16 protein-coding genes are annotated in these 18359 nt (G+C 43.4%); 3 read left to right on the top strand and 13 right to left on the bottom strand.

Annotated elements, in window-relative coordinates:
- Positions 1-173: 173 nt before the first annotated feature.
- The 4 genes from V7654_RS07450 to pdaA form a co-directional block, all read right to left on the bottom strand.
- Positions 174-677, bottom strand: a complete 504-nt coding sequence (locus V7654_RS07450) for a ferritin (protein ID WP_335429610.1) — start codon at positions 675-677, stop codon at positions 174-176.
- A gap of 13 nt (positions 678-690) precedes the next feature.
- Positions 691-2175: a 23S rRNA (uracil(1939)-C(5))-methyltransferase RlmD gene (gene rlmD / locus V7654_RS07445; RefSeq protein WP_335429609.1), complete on the bottom strand. Its 1485-nt coding sequence runs from the start codon at positions 2173-2175 to the stop codon at positions 691-693.
- A gap of 15 nt (positions 2176-2190) precedes the next feature.
- Entirely contained in the window at positions 2191-3051 is an 861-nt protein-coding gene (locus V7654_RS07440; RefSeq protein WP_335429608.1) for a DNA-3-methyladenine glycosylase family protein, read from the bottom strand.
- 320 nt (positions 3052-3371) lie between these two features.
- Positions 3372-4175 carry a delta-lactam-biosynthetic de-N-acetylase gene (gene pdaA / locus V7654_RS07435; protein WP_438825260.1) on the bottom strand — a complete coding sequence of 268 codons (804 nt, stop codon included), beginning with the start codon at positions 4173-4175 and terminating at the stop codon, positions 3372-3374.
- A gap of 119 nt (positions 4176-4294) precedes the next feature.
- On the opposite strand from pdaA, the gene V7654_RS07430 reads away from it, so the two are divergent.
- Positions 4295-5311, top strand: a complete 1017-nt coding sequence (locus V7654_RS07430) for a DUF3231 family protein (protein WP_335429607.1) — start codon at positions 4295-4297, stop codon at positions 5309-5311.
- Positions 5312-5349: 38 nt separating this feature from the next.
- Here V7654_RS07430 and V7654_RS07425 read toward each other — a convergent pair whose 3' ends face one another.
- The 8 genes from V7654_RS07425 to V7654_RS07390 all read right to left on the bottom strand — a co-directional run bounded on the left by V7654_RS07425 (position 5350) and on the right by V7654_RS07390 (position 13903).
- Entirely contained in the window at positions 5350-6906 is a 1557-nt protein-coding gene (locus V7654_RS07425; protein WP_335429606.1) for a fumarate hydratase, read from the bottom strand.
- 532 nt (positions 6907-7438) lie between these two features.
- Positions 7439-7624 (bottom strand): SE1561 family protein, encoded by a 186-nt coding sequence (locus V7654_RS07420; protein WP_207501850.1) that lies wholly within the window; start codon positions 7622-7624, stop codon positions 7439-7441.
- Positions 7625-7782: 158 nt separating this feature from the next.
- Positions 7783-9468, bottom strand: a complete 1686-nt coding sequence (gene ggt / locus V7654_RS07415) for a gamma-glutamyltransferase (RefSeq protein ID WP_335429603.1) — start codon at positions 9466-9468, stop codon at positions 7783-7785.
- Positions 9469-9639: 171 nt separating this feature from the next.
- Positions 9640-10413 (bottom strand): YtxH domain-containing protein, encoded by a 774-nt coding sequence (locus tag V7654_RS07410; RefSeq protein ID WP_335429601.1) that lies wholly within the window; start codon positions 10411-10413, stop codon positions 9640-9642.
- A gap of 232 nt (positions 10414-10645) precedes the next feature.
- A complete protein-coding gene (locus V7654_RS07405) occupies positions 10646-11479 on the bottom strand; it encodes a YfkD famly protein (protein ID WP_335429600.1) in 834 nt (277 codons plus the stop codon).
- Positions 11480-11580: 101 nt separating this feature from the next.
- The gene (locus tag V7654_RS07400; RefSeq protein ID WP_335429599.1) at positions 11581-12198 is read right to left on the bottom strand and encodes a YczE/YyaS/YitT family protein; all 618 of its coding nucleotides are present in this window, start codon (positions 12196-12198) and stop codon (positions 11581-11583) included.
- A gap of 98 nt (positions 12199-12296) precedes the next feature.
- A complete protein-coding gene (gene cax / locus V7654_RS07395; RefSeq protein ID WP_335429598.1) occupies positions 12297-13358 on the bottom strand; it encodes a calcium/proton exchanger in 1062 nt (353 codons plus the stop codon).
- 155 nt (positions 13359-13513) lie between these two features.
- A complete protein-coding gene (locus V7654_RS07390) occupies positions 13514-13903 on the bottom strand; it encodes an OsmC family protein (RefSeq protein ID WP_335429596.1) in 390 nt (129 codons plus the stop codon).
- 181 nt (positions 13904-14084) lie between these two features.
- On the opposite strand from V7654_RS07390, the gene V7654_RS07385 reads away from it, so the two are divergent.
- Positions 14085-15266, top strand: a complete 1182-nt coding sequence (locus V7654_RS07385) for an MFS transporter (RefSeq protein ID WP_335429595.1) — start codon at positions 14085-14087, stop codon at positions 15264-15266.
- A 23-nt stretch (positions 15267-15289) separates the two neighbouring features.
- On the opposite strand, the gene V7654_RS07380 is transcribed toward V7654_RS07385, so the two are convergent.
- Entirely contained in the window at positions 15290-16234 is a 945-nt protein-coding gene (locus tag V7654_RS07380; protein ID WP_335429594.1) for a DMT family transporter, read from the bottom strand.
- Between the two features lie 193 nt (positions 16235-16427).
- Here V7654_RS07380 and V7654_RS07375 point away from each other — a divergent pair, with 193 nt between their 5' ends.
- A complete protein-coding gene (locus V7654_RS07375) occupies positions 16428-18347 on the top strand; it encodes a heavy metal translocating P-type ATPase (RefSeq protein ID WP_335429593.1) in 1920 nt (639 codons plus the stop codon).
- The last annotated feature ends 12 nt before the right edge of the window (positions 18348-18359 follow it).

Below are 18359 nucleotides of genomic sequence, written 5' to 3'. Positions count from 1 at the left end.
GGCAGTTCCCCAGCCACCACAGTGGGGCGGCTTATGACCCGAGGGGCTAGGCGCTGGAGCTGGATTAAGATAAATACATATACTTATCCACAAGTTAATTATTTTATAATTTCCTAAACAATAAAAAAAACAGGATTCCTTATTAGGAAACCCTGCTTTAGAATTCATAATGATTATTCAGGTGCTGTAAAAGTGCGCTGTGCCAGCTCGCTCTCTAACATGAAGAAGGCGTTGCTGTCCTGATCAATTCTTCGAAGCTTCTGGATTAGCCCATCAAACATCGCTTCCTCTTCAACCTGTTCTTCAATGAACCATTTCAGGAAAGTCATTGTCGCGTGCTCACGCTCATCGAGGGCAATGTCTGCCAATTGATAGATGCGGCGCGTTACTTCTTTCTCATGCTGAAGGCCTTTTTCAAAAACATCCAGCACGGATGAAAACTCATTTGACAGAGCATGGAAGCCTTCAACCGTCACGCGCTCACCCATATCATTGATAAAATTGTAGAACTTCATCGCATGGAATCGTTCTTCTTCTGCTTGTACAAGAAAGAAGTTTGCAAAGCCATCTAAATTCTCTGCTGAACAATATGCAGCCATCGCAAGATACGCATGCGCAGAATAAAACTCATAATTCATTTGCTCTGTTAAACCTTTAACCAGCTTGTCACTTAACAATTGAATTCCTCCTCTATTTTAAAACCAGTCTCGTTACGCTCTCTATTTGCGAAGTGTGCGGGAACATATCCACTGGCTGGATGTATTCTACTTTATAGTGAGAACCCAATGTCTGGATATCCTTGGCCAGAGTGGATGGATTGCACGATACGTAGACGAATGTCTTCGGCTTGATTTTCAGCACGGTTTTTAAAAATTCCTGGTCGCAGCCTGTGCGTGGCGGGTCTACTACGATGACGTCAGGACGCCAGCCTTCCTTGAGCCATTTCGGCAGCAGCTCCTCGGCCTTGCCGACAACAAACTTTGCATGTTTTACACCATGCTTCTCCGCATTTTTCTTCGCATCCTCAATCGATTCAGGAATAACATCCATTCCGCGAACTTCACCAGCCTGGTCAGCCATCCACAAACCGATCGTCCCGACTCCGCAGTAAGCATCTACCAGCTTTTCTTTACCCGTCAGCTTAGCAGCCGCTTTTGCTTCATTATATAATTTCACCGTCTGTTCAGGATTGAGCTGGAAAAAGGTTCTCGCTGATAGCTCAAATTGCAGGTCGCCTAGCGTTTCCTGGATGAAGTCGTTTCCTTCAAGAGTTGCTGTTTCTTTTCCGAAAATGACTGAGGTTTTTTCACCATTGACGTTTTGGACAATCGAATTCACCTCTGGCAGGCGCTTCTTGATTTCCTGAATGATGATATCCTTTTTCGGCAGCTCTTTTTTCGTTGTAATCAGCACGATTTGCAGCTCACCTGTCTGGACACCGGTCCTCGCAACAATCGTTCTTACTAACCCCTGGTGCTTTTTCTCATTGTAAATCGGAATCTTCAAATCCTGGAGAATCGCTTTTACCACTTCAGTCGCTTTGCTTGTCGCAGGATGCTGGACGGCACATTGCTCGATATTGATTAGATTATGGGAGTTCAATCCATACAGGCCTGCGAGCACCTTTCCGTCCTTTTCACCAACCTGGAACTGGCTCTTATTCCGGTAGCCCCACGGATTCTCCATACCAATCGTCGGCCTGATCTCAAGCTGGTCAATCTTCAGCTTCGTGTGCCTCTCCAGTGCCTGGATGACAATATCCCTTTTCTCATTCAGCTGCTGGCCATAATGCAGATGCTGCAGCTGGCAGCCGCCACACTGGTCATATACCGGGCAAAGTGGCTTGATCCTGTGCTCTGATGGCTTGCGGATTTTTTTAATCCTCGCCTCGGAAAATTTCGGATGAACCTTTGTCGCTTCGACGACTACTTCCTCACCAGGAAGAGCACCGGGAACAAATACAACCTGCCGCTTGAAATAGCCCACTCCCTCGCCGTTGATTCCGAGCCGCTTGATTGTCAGCGGAAACGTCTGCTTCAGCTGAATTTTGACGGTATCATCTTGTTTCGTAAAACCTTGTTTTGCATTATTTTTTTTCGCAAAGCCTTTGTTTGCCTGATCTTTCTTCACAAAGTCTTTTTTTGCCTGATCTTTTTTCTCAAAACCTTTTTTCATAAAACTTCACTCCAATTACTCAATGCTTCTCCATAAATAGAGCGAAGCATAGCTCAAATAAGGATTCCATGGTTCTTTATATTTTTCCATTTCGGCGATTGTTGGCTTCTGCTCGAGGTTAAAGTACTTTTTCAAAGCATTTTGGATCCCGATATCTCCCATCGGCAATAAATTGGGCCTCCCGAGTGCAAACATTAAAAAGTTCTCAATCGTCCAGGGGCCGACACCGCGAATTTTAATTAATTCCTGTGCAATTTCCGCATCAGTTTTTAATTTTAATATTTCAAAATCAAGCTTACCCGAAGCTGCAAGCTCACCGATTCCAATGACATACTCCGCTTTCCGTCCACTGAACTGCAATTCCCGCAGCTGCTCAACCGTGAGACTGGCCACTTTTTCCGGTGTCGGATAAAACCAGACGCCATCCATTTCTTCTCCAAACGTCTTCACAAAACGATCTGTTAATGTAAAGGCGAATTTAAGATTAAGCTGCTGGTGAATGATGCTTTTAATCAAGCTGGAAAAAGGATCAAACTCCAGTACGAGCGGGGTGCCGTAATGTTGATTGAATAGGTCCTTCAGCTCTGTTGTCTGGTAATGTTCATGAATATGGATTAATTCTGTATCCCATTGAAAAATTTCCGTCAGCCGCTGAATGGTTTTTTCTTTTTCATGATTGGCACGGACAAGAAATTCAGGATTTTCAAGCGTTCCTGTTCCAATCACCTCTGCCACAATCTTCGTGCCATTAATCATTAACGGCACTTTAACCGAGCGCTTTTCGATTTCAACTGAGTTTAATGGATCTAACGCCAGTCGGCTCAATGCTAAATCAAAGTTATACGGTCCATTTATCGACACCGTTTCTTCCCACATAAACAATCCGCCCTTATGTATTTTCCCCGTATTATAGCATTTCCACAACGGATTTACGAAAAATTGCGTTTTATTGAAGTTGGAGTAGAAGTTTGCTTAGAAATAGTTGCATTTAAAACGGCATTTCATGTAGTTAGTCCCTCTCCATTCACTCGGAAAAAGCTTTTATCAGCGAAATAGAGTTATAAAATCGAAAATCATTTTTATCAGCGAAAATTTCAATTTATCAGCGAACTGGAAATTATAGTATTTTTTTAATTCCCCTACTTCCTGAAATCAAATAAGTCCCGGCAACGAGTGTCGGGACCTCATCTTCAATTTCAATACAACATTGGGTTCTTCACGCTCTGGCTAATCATCAAATCGTCCAGGCTTTTGAAAGTATAACCCTGTTCCTTAAGATCACTGATTACTTTCCCGAGGGCGTCGGCGTTATCTTTTGAAACAGTATGAAGCAAGAGGACGGCGCCTGGATGAATCTGGCTCATGATTTTGTCATACGAATATTCCCAGCCCCTCTGCTGATCAGTGTTCCAGTCAACAAATGCAAGCGACCAGAATACATGGGTATAGCCTGCCTCCTTCGCGACAGCCATGGTCCTTTCGCTGAAAATGCCGCGAGGCGGGCGTAAGTAGGCCATATGTTTTTTGCCGGTGATTTTTTCCGTTTCAGCACGGACCATTTCCAATTCTTTTTTGATCTTTTCATCGCTGATTTGTGTCATATCAGGATGGTGCCATGAATGATTGCCAACGATATGGCCTTCATAAACCATTCGCTCCACTAGTTCAGGGGCACTTTCTAGATAGTGCCCGGTTACGAAAAACGCTGCTGGCACCTTTTCTTTTTTCAATACGTCGAGAATTTTTTCAGTATAGCCATTCTCATAGCCGTTATCGAATGTGAGATAAATGTCTTTTTTATTTTTGTCGCCTTTATACACAGCGCCTTGTTCTTCTATGATAACTTCAAACATTCTGCCAGCATCAGCTTGCCTGCCGTTCCGGCCTTTCTTAAACCCCCAGTGCAAAGGGGAGTTTGAATATTCTGCTTGAACAACCGCAGGCAACGCTGTTAATAGGAGCAGGTTGGCAGCAAACATAATTTTATAAATCAGTTTCATGATGTTCCTCCCATGGTGTTTTTCTTATTGTTTGTCAGGGAGAGAAAAAAATTCTCATCAGTATATATAGTTATTTTTAGCAAATAGTATTTACATATATGAATTCTAAGGAGAATAACATGACTGAAGAACAAAAAATCGATTGGACCTCCGGAGAAATAGGAAACCTGTGGAATATTTACATGGCTAATTCGATGGCAATTTGCATGTTCAAGCATTTTTTGCTGAACATTGAGGATGAAGAAATAAAAGACTGCCTGACAACAGCGGATGAATTGAGTAAAAAAATCCTGTCTGACCTGAAACGTTTTTTCGAAACGGAGGGGGTTGCTTTACCGCAGGGATTCTCGGCTGCTGATGATGTACATGAAGCTGCGCCGCGGTTATTTTCAGATAGCTTCTATATTAATTACCTTGATATGATGGTGAAATACGGGGCTTTGTATTACAGTGTAGCACTTCCTTCATTTTCAAAAATGGAGCTAAGAAATTACCTTACTGACCTCAATATCTCAACGCTTCAACTATCTAACAAGGTAACCGAGGTCATGCTTAAAAAGGGATTGCATTTGCGTACACCATTCATTCCTGCTCCTAAAACTGTAGTTTTTGTAGAAAAGCAAAGCTACTTTAATGGCTTTTTTGGAGATAAAAGGCCACTTTCCGCGCTGGAAATCGCACACTTATTCTCAAATATCCAGGTAAACGCGATTAAAACCATTTTGGTCATGGGCTTCAGCCAGGTAGCGAAAAATAAGGAAGTACGAAATTATTTTTTACGCGGGAAAAAGATTAATATTAAACAGCACAATATTTTATCGCAAATCTTGAATAAAGAAGATTTGCCAGTATCAGTCCCAAGCCAGTTCAAAATTACCGATTCAACCGAAGCACCATATTCCGATAAATTAATGCTTTTCCATATTTCTAATCTATCTTCTGCAAAGGTCCGTAATTTTGGCGACTCGATGGCTGTCAGTCCGCGGCATGATCTGGGTTCGACCTACACAAGATTTTTTATGGAGACGGCCAATTTCGCTGAGGACGGCGGTAATCTCCAGATTGAAAATGACTGGATGGAAAGGCCTCCGGGAAATGTGGATCGTGACCTGCTTGCAAAACAGAAGAAAAAGTAAAAGGAGGCTTGCCGATTCAGCAAGCCTCCTTTTCCGATTTATTTATAAACTCTGTCTGCAAACTGGGCCAACTTTTCAAGTGATGATTTTTCAACATCACGATGCAGACTATTGCCGTGTGAATCCATTGTAACGACTGCTGTAAAACCTTCTACCTTCAAGTGCCACATTGCTTCAGGGATGCCGAAGTTCATCAGGTCAACACCTTCGACAGATTTGATGCAATCAGCGTAGTATTGAGCTGCTCCGCCGATGGCATTCAAATACACGCCGCCGTGTTCCTGGAGTGCTGCGAGTGTCTTCGCGCCCATGCCGCCTTTTCCGATTACAGCGCGGATGCCAAATTTCTTCATGATATCACCCTGGTAAGGCTCCTCACGAATACTTGTTGTCGGGCCGGCTGCTTTCACGTGCCACTTGCCCTCATCATCCTTCAGCATGACAGGTCCACAGTGATAAATAACCTGGCCGTTCAGATCGACTGGCGAATCATGGTCTGAAAGATATTTATGGATTGCGTCGCGTCCTGTATACATCATGCCGGTGATTTTCACAACGTCCCCAACCTTAAGCTGGCGGATTTGCTCTTCTGTAATTGGAGCTGTCAATGTGACTACCTCAGGCTCTGCCGGTGCTTCAACCGCTGCCGCGATTTCCTGGGCAGCAACAGGCTGTGCGAAGTCGATTTTTTCACCTTCCTGATACATCCACTCCTGGATTTCTCCTGTTTCTGGATGCACCGCTACACCCAGGCGGCGGTATGCCCAGCAATTGTAGGCAACTGAAACGAAGAAGCTCGCAGGAATACGATTCATGACGCCTATTTTACACCCAAGAAGAGTCGTTTCTCCGCCAAAGCCCATTGTGCCGATTCCAAGTTCGTTCGCGTTTTCCAAAATATACGCTTCAAGTTCGCGCAAATCCTCATGTGGATTCACGTCTTCAACGGAACGGAACAGCTGCTCCTTCGCAAGATCGTATCCGGAAGAACGGTCGCCGCCAATGGCAACTCCGATGAAACCAGCGCTGCAGCCTTGTCCCTGCGCCTGGTAAACGGAGTGCAAGATGCATTTACGGATTCCATCGAGGTCACGGCCGGCACGGCCAAGTCCTTCAAGCTCTGCTGGAAGACTGTACTGAATATTTTTATTTTCACATCCGCCACCCTTTAAAATCAGGCGGGCATCGATGTAATCTTTTTCCCATTGTTCGAACTTAATGACAGGAGTTCCATCGCCAAGATTGTCACCGCTATTATCCCCAGTAAGCGAGTCAACAGAGTTAGGACGCAATTTACCGTCTTTAGTAGCAAGAGCAATCGCGTTTTTAATCGCCTTTTTCATCTCGATCTGGTTCGCGCCTACAGGTGTCTTAATTTTAAAAGTTGGAAGGCCAGTATCCTGGCAAATTGGCGATACATTGTCATCCGCCATTTTAATATTGTTGGTAATGGTTGCAAGGCTCATTGCTGAACGAGTTCCCGCATTTTCGCGTTCCGCCGCAGCCTTAATTGCCCTGCGTACATCCTTAGGAAGGTTAGTGGATGTTTCAACGATCAGCTGGTACATGCTTTCCTGAAACTTTTCGATATTCATTTGTCTACCCCTCTCTCTGCTCCCATGGTCGTCAATCTATTATCTATGTGAAAATTAATAACAATTTCTCGTTACCATTATACTCCTATCATCTTTTGAATTAAAGATGAAAAGTGGAATCGGTTACAGGGAAAAAATGTGCAGGATTCTATGGAGCTAAACCAGAATAGTTCGACTAGAAATTTTCAGGCAGAATATTTTAATAACCCTCTCGAGAACAACTCATCAAGATATTATCGAGCTGAATAGTTTTCGTACCCCTTACGACAACCACTCATCGAAATTTTTCCGGGCTGAGTTGTTCTCGTACCCCTTACGACAACCACTCATCGAGATTTTTCCGGGCTGAGTTGTTCTCGTACCCCCTTCCGACAACCACTCATCAAGTTTTTTTTAAGCTGAGTTGTTATAGTACCCTCTCACCCCAAGCACTGATCAAGATTTTTGCAATCCGAGTTTTCTGTACCTCTTACGAAAACCACTCTTCGAGATATTACACAAAAAAAAAAGAGACCTCATCAAAAAGGTCTCTTTACTGGTCTCGATTCTTGAATTCACGGCACTTAGCATCCATTTCTTCAACGATCTGGATCATGCGATCGATGTCTTCTAAATCTGCTTCTTCCGGATCAATTGCATCAAGCAAATCTGCGAACATATCTAAACGCTGCTTCAAAAACACAACTTGTGTATTGTTATCTTTAATCGGATTTCCCAAACTGATCTCTCCTTTCACCATCGTTTACATCCTACCGAAAAATTCGTTATTCTGCAATATTAACTGACAATTATCGAATGAGTATTTTTATCTTACCCTTTTATAAGGCGATCTAAAATATAAAATGAGCAGGACCAGTCATAGGCCTGCTCATCATTTTATTCATCCAGCCCGGCGGCTTTACCTTCACGGCTTGAATCTGCTGCTCCATACAGTAAACCTTTTTCACGGTCAATTTGTATCGCCTGCACGTTGCCGATCGGGAAGGGGCCATCAGCAAATTCAAATCCCATCGATTCCAGTTTTCCTTTGCTTTCCATGCTGATGCCAGCTTCCCAGCCAATCAAAGGTCCAGAGCTGTTGAAAATCCTCGGCTCCTCGATTGCTTCTTTAAGGTCCATGCCGAAATCAAGTACGTTGACAATCGTTTGGAATACCGAGCCTACAATCGTTGGACCGCCTGGAGAACCAAGCGTCAATACGGGCTCATCATCCTTAAAAACGATTGTTGGTGTTTTACAGCTGACAGGGCGTTTTCCTGGTTGGATTTCATTCAGCCCGCCAGGTACAGCATCAAAGTCAGTCAATTCATTATTTAAAACAAAACCGTAATCTTTGACCATGATTCCAGAGCCGAATGGGTGTTCAACAGTGGAAGTACATGCAACGATATTTCCCCACTTATCCATGACAGTGAAATGCGTGGTCTCACTACGTTCTTTTTCCGGTTCAAACGGCTGTCTTACAACGTTGATTTCTTGTCCATCGGAATAAGCCCATGGATTTCCGAAATCAACTGAATCATTCCTGTGTTCAAAATTGATCAGCCCACGGCGTTTCGCAAGATATTCTTCATTTAACAGGCCTTTAAGAGGAATATCACCAAACTCCGGATCGCCTGCAAAGGCAATTTTATCAGAAAAAGCAATTCTCATTGCTTCTGTAAACAGATAATATTTTTCCCAAGACTTCGCATTATACTTGCTTAAATCGAAGCCTTCGAGAATCTTCAAAATCTGCAGCATGGTTGTCCCGCCTGCACTTGGCATATTGCAAGAAGCAATCTTGTGCCCTCTGTATGTGCCCCATACAGGCTCGTCTATTGATATTCTGTAGCTTTTAAGATCGGAAAGCTCCATGATGCCCCCGAGTTCCTTTAATGTAGAGACGATTGCTTCTGCTATTTCTCCTTCATAAAACGACTCAATACCATCTCTTTGAAGAATGCGAAATGTTTTTGCGAGGTGGTCCTTCTGATAGATATCTCCTTCGCATAATGACTTTCCACCCGGCATAAAAAGTTCTCTTGCATGGTCACCAAGACGGTATTCGAAATTCTTCAATGAAGAATCCATCACCCAGTTAACCTCCACGCCTTTTTCTGCAGCCTGTGCCGCTGGTTCGATCAGTTCTTCAAGAGGCTTTGTCCCATACTCTTTTCTTGCTTCTTCCATTGCTTTTAAAATTCCCGGTACCCCGATAGCAGAAGCGTGCGTTGATCTTTTACGAAAAGGAATCACTTCATCATTTTCATCCAAGAACAACTTTGGATGTGCTGCTGATGGTGCTCGTGTATGTCCATCAAATATTTTAACGGTCTTGCTCTCGGCATGGTACACCATGAAAAATCCGCTGCCTCCAATGCCAGTCATCATCGGTTCCCCGACATTCAAGCCAAATTGGATTGCGATCGCGGCATCAATTGCATTGCCGCCATCCTTAAGGATTTTTTCTCCTGCATCGGTGGCGACTGGATGTGCCGAGGCGGCCATCGATATTTTGCCTGTTGCTGTTTCTCTATCATATAGACTCCTGTTAGAGCGAGTTTTAAAATCTTTCCCCATAATATTAATCCTCCCATAATATCTGTTCTGAAGTATGTATGAGTAAATTACCCATTCCTCTCTCCTAAGAAACAAGCAAAATAATGGGATTGCGGGTTTGTCGAACGATTTATACTTGCAAAAAATATAAAAAGCCAGCCCTCGAATCAGGGCTGGCATGGTGTAGTAAGATTAGCGATTGTTGTCGTTGTTCTGGTTTTCAGGGGAAACCGCAAATGTGTTGGAAGTATTGCCTAATCCTGGTGTATCAGCAGGCTGGCTGTCCATTCCTGTTGCATAGGCACCTGCAGCATTAGTAGAACTTACTGTGGAAGAGCTGCTGGATGAAGTTGAACCAGTTGCAGAATTCACAACAGGATTATCCATTGCAGTTGTACCTGCTTCCTTTACTTTTGAACCAATATCCTTTAGCCCTTCAGTTGCTTTTGAAGCTGTGTTCAACGCCTCATTGGATAATGATTTTACATCACCCATTTTGCTGAACACATCCTCATTCAGGCGCTGGTAAAGGTTTTGAGCATCGCTGATGGCTTCCTTCAAGATGCTTGACGCTTCTTTGAAGCTGCTCATCATCTGTTCTTTTACATCAGTAGGATTATTTTTCACCTCACTGAGAACATTCATTGATGTATCTTTTACATTGACTGCCGTATCCTTCACCTTAGAACGAGTGTTGGAATCGAGCATAGCCAATACACCGCCAATCGTAGCGCCAATCAGAACGCCCTTCATCAGCTTGCTGTTCGAGCTACTTGAGTAAGAGCTTTCACTTGCGAAGTTGTTTGAGTAATCCGAGTTGTTTGAGTATGAGTCATTGTTCGTTGTGCTCGCGTATGTTGTTGTACCTGTTGTCGTATCGTAATAGGCATTTTCCGTTGAAGAAGTGAAGTTTGAGTTGTTGTCGTCCATTGAATTCTGGTTATTTGAAAGGATATTCTGTGACATAATGTATTTCCTCCTTAGAAAATATAATTGTTTTATTTGTTATGCCTATCTAATTCCCGGATTACATAACGGATAAACAGGATATATCTACCTTTTGTCAAGAGGAAAAAATTACCGTTAATTCAATGCCGATAAGTTAAAGATTTTTGCCTTTGCTAATTTTTTTCCTTATTATGTAAAAAGCCTGACCCCTTTTTACAAAGGATCAGGCTTTAATTAAATTTCCATTATCTTATCTCGGTCTCTCGCTTGATACAAAACCGAAGCTTACATGGTCCTGGACTGGTATCCAAGCGCCGATTCCTTGAGTAACAACATTTTTTACAACAATGAATTTCTTATTGCCTTTTAGCATCAGATAGACCTCGCCGTATGTGACCTTGCCTTTTTCGTTGATGGCAGGCGCGTAGGCGTACAGGTAGCCAAGTCTCTTAGGCTGGATGTTGTAGATATGGTCTTTCTTCGTTCCTCCACCGACAATTGTTTCGAACGCGAGCGGGAGTCCGCTATTCTGGGCTGCTTTTAACAGCATCATCTTCTGGACATCTTCAGCATTCTTAATTTTCGCTGTCAATCCGCCCTTTACAACCTTTTGCTGCTCCTGTACATAATGAATTTGATAAATTGCATTGCCGCCACGATTGTCAAAATAATTCGTATTGATTTTCTGGAATTCCCAGTTTGGCGATGTTTCAGTTGACTCATAGGTCAAAGGCCATTCACCAAGGTAAACAATCGCTCGGTAGCCAATTGCGAACGGTGTGCTGTTGATCGTCGTTTCATTAAGCATCCGGATTAAGTCAGGATTTTCGATTTTCACCTTTGAAGTTTTGATCAAGCTCTTCGTCAGATCACTTGGCTGAAGAAACGGCAAATCCTCTGTCGGGTTAGGATAGGTATTATCCTTTGTTATGTTCATAACAGAGTTAGGTATCGTATACTTCGCTTTTTCCGCCTGTTTTGGCTGAGGAGCTTTATTTGCCTTGCCTTCCTTAGCAAATCCAGGTGTTAAAATGGTCATCATGAAAACCATCGTCAAAACAAGGATAGCTGCTGTTTTTTTCATGCTGTTGAACTCCTTTCACTACAAGAAACTTATACGTTTGTTTATAGTGTTTTCGGAGTCGCAGCACTTTATCCAAGGTTTGAAAATTTATCTTCTGCAATCTATCTGTCTGACAGAACCAGCTGGTTTATCAATTTTTCAAAAAACGGGAAGAAAAATTGAATGAGCGGACCTATCGCGAATGTTACGATCAGTGTGCCGACTCCAATCGGACCTTTAAAAATGAAAGCCGCCGACAGGGCAATTACTTCCCCCAGTGTTTTGGCTACCATTAAGTTGAGGCCAAATCTTTCCCTTAACGCCATCATGAAGTTATCAATGGGTATCAGCGGGAATTTCGCCTGCAGGTAAATGGCCAGGCCGAGACTAAGGGTTACCATTCCAAGCATAAATACCGCAAATTGCTTTACATAACCTGTCACGATTAATTCGTCAAACACTCGCAAAATCCAAAAATCGATTAAAACTCCGGTGATGAGCAGCGTAATGACGGCTGCAATATCCGGTCTTCTTTTTACTAAAGCCGCATTAACAAAGATCAAAATGATTCCGACGATAACGACCCAGCTGCCTGGTGTAAGTCCGACTGTTTCCGAAAGCCCAACGTTCAAGGCATCCCAGGCACCTGTCCCCAATCCAGCTTTAATGGTCATTGATATTCCAAAAGAAAGAACCGTTAACCCAATGATGAAAAATAGAACGCGATAGAAAAAAGCCATATTAAAATATCTCCTTCTCAAAACATTTCAAGGAACACTTATTTAAAGCGAAAAAAGAACCCTGTCCTCTCGGAACAGAGTTCATTGTTTCTATTATATTAAAGCAGGTAAAATCCAATACCCATTATAACATATGCGCCTAGAAGTGTAAGTCCCTCAAACCAGTTTGTTTCTCCATCATTCGCAATACTGATCATCAACAGAACTGATACCGCCATTGAGATCATCTCAGGCATTGAGAAAACAAGCGGCATTTTCGTTTCAAATAATAAAGAAACAAGAACTAGCAGCGGGGCCACGAACATGGCTACTTGCAATGTAGAACCAACTGCGATTTCAACTGCGATATCCATTTTATTTTTATAGGCCATGATGATCGCTGATGCATGCTCTGCTGCGTTACCAACAATGGCAACGATGATAACCCCGATGAACAATTCCGACCAGCCGAATGACTCACCGACGGCTTCAAAAGTGTGGACAAGATTTTCCGCTACATAAGCGACAGCTACTGTTGCTGCTAATAGAACCATGATTGCCTTGCCTTTGCCCCATTCTGGTTCTTCATCATGGTGCGCAGCCCCACCCTCAGTATTAGGCTGATATACCCCGCGGTGGGTTACAAGCTTGAAGAAAAGAGCCGCCAAATATAAAGCAATCAATATAATCGATACACCTACACTCAGGTTCAGCGTTTCGGTTTTATCCATTTGCATTGAAAAAACTTCTGGAATGACGAATGCAACGATTACCGCAAACATTAGAAGTGCTGAGTTATGTCTTGCATCATATACATTGAAATGCTGGCGTTTGTACTTTAGTCCTCCAACAAAGAAGGAAAGTCCGGCTACCAGCAGCAGGTTGCCCAATACAGAACCTGTAAGTGAAGCTAGTACTACACCTACAAGACCTGCTTTCAAAGCGAAAATAGAGATGATAAGTTCTACCGCATTTCCGAAAGTAGCGTTCAGCAAACCCCCGATACGCGGGCCAGTTACTATTGCCAAACTTTCTGTCGCTCTTCCCATGAAACTCGCTAAAGCGATAATGGTCAAGCAGTATACGATGAATAACATGATACTAGGCCAATGCATCAATGTCCCGATGACAGACAATGGGACACCGATAAATGTTAAAATCATAAAAATCTTATTTGCCATTGTTCAATCCTCACTATTCTTTTTTTATTCCTTGTATTCGCGAACTTAAGAAATCCTTAACTTTTAAAAGTTGTCTCTGTTAACTTAACTGTTGATTTCAGCTCCACAGGCTTAAAAACAACATTGACCTTTAACAGAGCCTAAAAGTTAAGCAATTACCCGCGAATGATTTCGAACGTTTCTTCCACTTCGATGCTGCCAATTACGGATTGGACCATGGAACAGTTTTTCCTTGTCAGCACCATGGCTTTTTCAATTTTCTTTTCATCAAGATTATTTCCTTCAATGCGAAAATGCACCATGATTTTGCTAACCCTGCTTGCTTCCTCTTCAATACGTTCTGCCTCGGCTGTAATATGTATATCCTTTATTTCCATTCGCATTTTTTCCAAAACCTTGCGCAGAACGCCGCCGCTGCAAACTGCAACCGAAGAGACAAGCAATTGGTATGGCCTGAATCCGTACTCATCATCACCGGCAACATCCAGCCTGCCAAAGCCAACTTCCGTGTAAAAGCCAACATCTGGTTTCATTTTAAATTCCATTTCGCCATCACCCTTTATATGTATTCGTAGCGGAAATACTTAAATTAGAAAAATTTACCGCAATTGCTCATAAAGAGATTACACTATTTTTTCCCTTAATTAAACTAAAAAAACATTGCCTTTGAAATTTTATATCGTTAACATCTAAAGAAGTACAAAACATCAGTCAGGAGTTTTTCACATGAACATCAGCAAAAAGCTTCGTTTCTGGATTTTGGTCATCATTGTGGCTATTTCTGGGTTCTCACAGGGGATGCTACTTCCCTTGATTGCGATTATTTTTGAACAGGATGGCGTATCGTCATCGATGAATGGTTTGCATGCCACAGGGTTATATATAGGTATTTTGATTGCTTCGCCATTAATGGAAGCGCCACTGAGGCGATTTGGCTACAAACCAATCATTTTAGTCGGCGGATTGGCAGTGGCTGTATCGCTTGCCATGTTCCCGTTATGGAAGTCTTTCTGGTTTTGGTTCCTATTAAGGTTTGCCATCGGGATTGGCGACCATATGCTTCATTTTGCCACACAGACATGGATTACATCCTTTACGCCAAAAGAAAGGATCGGCAGGAATATATCGATTTACGGTCTGTTCTTCGGCCTCGGTTTTGCAGCCGGTCCGCTGATGACACGCTTTGTTGAGATTAGTACAACATTGCCGTTCATCATTTCATCTGCTGTCAGCCTTGCTGCTTGGCTGATTGTCTGGCTGTTGAAGAATGAGCACCCGGAACACGATCTTGAGAGCACTTCATTTTTCGGGACGATGAAACGGTTTCGAAAAGTATTTAAATATGCCTGGGTAGCGTTTCTTCCGCCTTTTGGATTTGGATTTTTAGAGGCGAGCCTGAACGGAAATTTCCCGGTATATGCTATGAGGTCCGGAATTGGAGTAGATGCTGTTGCAATCCTACTGCCCGCTTTTGCGGCAGGCGGCATTCTCTCCCAGCTGCCATTGGGAATCCTTAGCGACAAGCTTGGCAGGAGAACGGTCTTAATTACAATTACGCTCTCTGGATTCATTTGCTTTACCGCTGCTGGGCTTCTGGAGGATTCTACAACAGGCTTACTGATTTGCTTCTTCCTAGCAGGAACGCTAGTTGGATCCACTTTTTCCCTCGGCATTAGCTATATGGCCGATTTGCTTCCTAAGCAGCTCTTGCCGGCAGGAAACCTGATGTGCGGGATCTTTTTCAGCTTTGGCAGCATCAGCGGTCCATTCATCGGTGGTGTAGCGATTGAACTATTAGAAGGAATCAGCTTTTTCTATGTCGTCAGCACGATGCTGCTGCTTATTTTCATCGCACTTGTAGCAGTCCGGCCTGAAGGCTCATCCCAACACGAACCAAAGTCAGCCTGAGCTTATAAAGCAGAACAGCCTCCCTATTTTGAAGGGAGGCTGTTTTTTGCTGCTTTTCTTGCTGGCCGGTTCACAAGCACGATTCCGGCTACGACTAATATCAATCCAGCAATAACAAAATAATGCAGCGGTTCATCGAGCAGAATGGATGATAAGATTACACCGAATACCGGCACTAAAAATAAATATAAGGAAACTTTTCCGACCTGATTGTATTTCATGACATTATTCCATAAAATAAAGCCCGCTGCTGACAGGAATGCCAGGTAAACAAGCATCAGTATCGATTTCAGGTCAAAACTGAAAGGCACTAGCCCTACAGAAAACCCGCCAATGGCAACGAGGCCAATCGACCCTAGGATCATCTGATAAGCGGTCATATAAATGACCTCCATTTTTGCACTGCCTTGCTTCGCAAGTATATTGCCATAGGCTCCTGCAAGCATCGCGAGCATCAATAAGACTTCACCAATCCCGAAGTGTATTTCATACTCTCCATTCGGCCAGTTAGCAAAAATAACCCCTGTGAAGCCAATCATCAGCCCTCCGACCTTTAAACGGTTCATCCTGTCATCAGGATAGAGCAAATGGGCTAGCAGGATTTGAAAAAATGAAGTCGTCCCAGCGATAATGGAGCCTTGAATCCCAGTTGAGTAACTGAGCCCGATATAAAATAGGACATATTGCAGGAAGGTTTGGAATAAGCCGATCTTTAATAACGGAAGAGTCGTATCCGGCCTAAACTTCATATTCCTCTTCAGTAACAGGAACAAAATGAGGATGAGAAGCCCGGCAAGCAGGAAACGGTACCCAGCAAACAGCATCTGTTCACCCATTTCCTCCGGCCTGATATCAAGGCTTTTGTAGCTTAATTTTATAAACGGAAAAGCACTCCCCCAAAGAAGGGTCGCACCAGCTGCTGAAACCGTGATTCCCAGCGGGTGGGTGAAAAAGTCTTTAGTTGTCATTAATATGTCTCCTTATTCAAAAGCATAATTCTTTTATAAATCATATATTGTATGGTAACATAATAGTTAAAACTATATGTATCATTTGCTCTGGCTTTTCGCTGTCATCATTCCGATGACAGCTTTCGTGTTTTTTAAGGGTATTGATTGTGATTATTAGTATCAATTAGAGGTTGAAAAGGAGGAGAGAAACATGGCTCAGGGAGCGAATGCGTTAATGAAGCAAAAGTCTGTTCCTGAAGTTAGTTTAATGGAAAAAATAAAGCCGCACGCGGAATTGATTGCCGCGATTATCAGCGGAATCTTGATTGCTCTCGGCTGGATCCTCAGTAAAGGAGATTCAGAGACAGCCTCCGTTACAGCTTTTATACTCGCCTATGTGATTGGCGGGTTTGCGAAAGCGAAAGAAGGCATAGAAGCAACAATCGAGGAGAAAGAACTGAATGTGGAAATGCTGATGATTTTCGCTGCGATTGGCTCTGCGATCATCGGCTACTGGACGGAAGGCGCTATTTTAATTTTTATTTTTGCAATGAGCGGCGCACTGGAAACGTACACGATGAACAAGAGCCACAAGGAAATCTCCTCACTAATGGAGCTTCAGCCGGAGGAAGCACTGCGGATTACGAACGGTACAGAGGAAAGAGTACATGTCTCAAAGCTGACAATAGGCGACTTGATTTTGGTGAAGCCGGGAGAAAGAATTCCCTCCGACGGCAAAGTTGCTAAAGGACAGACAACGATTGACCAGGCCGCGATCACCGGAGAATCGATTCCTGTTTCCAAGGATGCAGGCGACGATGTTTTCGCAGGAACGGTTAACCTGACAGGCTCGCTTACTGTAGAAATTACAAAGCCAAATAATGAAACATTGTTTCAGAAGATAATTCAGCTTGTTCAGAACGCACAGAGCGAGAAGTCCCCTTCCCAGCTTTTTATCGAAAAATTTGAAGGAACCTATGTGAAGGTTGTGCTCGCAGTGGTCGTGCTGATGATGTTTGTTCCCCACTTCCTGCTGGGATGGAGTTGGACGGAAACCTTCTATAGAGCCATGATTTTGCTGGTCGTAGCATCGCCATGTGCATTGGTTGCTTCAATCATGCCGGCAACTTTGTCCGCAATTTCAAATGGTGCCAAGCACGGAATCTTATTTAAAGGCGGCGTCCATTTGGAAAACCTGAGCCATTTAAAGGCGATTGCTTTTGATAAAACTGGCACGCTGACAAAGGGTAAGCCTGAAGTAACCGACTTGATCGTCGCCGATGGACTTGACCGTGATGAAGTCCTTCTAAAAGCCGCTTCGATCGAGAGCCACTCCAACCATCCGCTTGCGAATGCGATTGTTAAGTATGCCAGGGATACGCTCGGCAAGGAGCTGGTTCATCCAGAGAGCATTGAAGATGTTTCTGGTTGGGGTGTAAAAGCCCATTTTGAAAACGAGGACTGGAAAATTGGAAAAGCGGATTTTGTCGGCCGATCAGCTGCTGAGGCATTTGCTGATGGGGTTTCATTGAAACTTGCCGGTGAAGGCAAAACGATTGTATTCATTGAACGGAACGGTGAGCTTGCAGGTTTGATGGCCTTAAAAGATATCGTGCGCGAAGAAACAAAACATGCCATCGACCTGTTAAAATCAGAAGGAATCTTTACGGTCATGCTTACTGGGGACAGCAGGAACACCGCAAAAGCAATTGCTGCTGAGAGCCATGTGGATGAGCATATCGCAGAATGTCTGCCTGAAACGAAAGTAGATGAATTGAAGAAGCTGAAAGAACGGTATGGCAATGTGGCGATGGTTGGCGACGGCATCAATGATGCACCTGCCCTCGCAACTGCTAATGTCGGAATCGCCATGGGTGAAGGTTCAGATGTCGCGCTGGAAACGGCAGATGTAGTCTTGATGAAAAACGACCTGCCGAAAATTGCTGAAGCCATCAATCTTTCCCGCCGAATGAACAGAATCGTCAAACAGAATGTTGTCTTCTCGATTCTGGTTATCATGGTGCTGATCGCATCAAACTTCCTGCAATTGCTCGACTTGCCATATGGTGTAATTGGCCATGAAGGCAGCACGATCCTGGTTATCTTAAATAGCTTACGCTTATTGAAATAAGAAAAGCGCAAG

Source organism: Bacillus sp. JJ1609 (assembly GCF_036967045.1).
Lineage (GTDB): Bacteria > Bacillota > Bacilli > Bacillales > Cytobacillaceae > Mesobacillus.
The sequence above is the reverse complement of the archived record's forward strand: the minus strand, read 5'-3'. Positions and strand labels throughout refer to the sequence as shown.

What these genes read in the sequence shown, in the direction of transcription:
- V7654_RS07440 (WP_335429608.1), bottom strand. Translation starts at nt 3,051, where the DNA reads ATGTGGGAAGAAACGGTGTCGATAAATGGACCGTATAACTTTGATTTA.
- V7654_RS07430 (WP_335429607.1), top strand. Translation starts at nt 4,295, where the DNA reads ATGACTGAAGAACAAAAAATCGATTGGACCTCCGGAGAAATAGGAAAC.
- cax (WP_335429598.1), bottom strand. Translation starts at nt 13,358, where the DNA reads ATGGCAAATAAGATTTTTATGATTTTAACATTTATCGGTGTCCCATTG.
- V7654_RS07385 (WP_335429595.1), top strand. Translation starts at nt 14,085, where the DNA reads ATGAACATCAGCAAAAAGCTTCGTTTCTGGATTTTGGTCATCATTGTG.
- V7654_RS07410 (WP_335429601.1), bottom strand. Translation starts at nt 10,413, where the DNA reads ATGTCACAGAATATCCTTTCAAATAACCAGAATTCAATGGACGACAAC.
- pdaA (WP_438825260.1), bottom strand. Translation starts at nt 4,175, where the DNA reads ATGAAACTGATTTATAAAATTATGTTTGCTGCCAACCTGCTCCTATTA.
- rlmD (WP_335429609.1), bottom strand. Translation starts at nt 2,175, where the DNA reads ATGAAAAAAGGTTTTGAGAAAAAAGATCAGGCAAAAAAAGACTTTGTG.
- V7654_RS07400 (WP_335429599.1), bottom strand. Translation starts at nt 12,198, where the DNA reads ATGGCTTTTTTCTATCGCGTTCTATTTTTCATCATTGGGTTAACGGTT.
- V7654_RS07390 (WP_335429596.1), bottom strand. Translation starts at nt 13,903, where the DNA reads ATGGAATTTAAAATGAAACCAGATGTTGGCTTTTACACGGAAGTTGGC.
- V7654_RS07405 (WP_335429600.1), bottom strand. Translation starts at nt 11,479, where the DNA reads ATGAAAAAAACAGCAGCTATCCTTGTTTTGACGATGGTTTTCATGATG.
- ggt (WP_335429603.1), bottom strand. Translation starts at nt 9,468, where the DNA reads ATGGGGAAAGATTTTAAAACTCGCTCTAACAGGAGTCTATATGATAGA.
- V7654_RS07425 (WP_335429606.1), bottom strand. Translation starts at nt 6,906, where the DNA reads ATGAATATCGAAAAGTTTCAGGAAAGCATGTACCAGCTGATCGTTGAA.
- V7654_RS07380 (WP_335429594.1), bottom strand. Translation starts at nt 16,234, where the DNA reads ATGACAACTAAAGACTTTTTCACCCACCCGCTGGGAATCACGGTTTCA.
- V7654_RS07375 (WP_335429593.1), top strand. Translation starts at nt 16,428, where the DNA reads ATGGCTCAGGGAGCGAATGCGTTAATGAAGCAAAAGTCTGTTCCTGAA.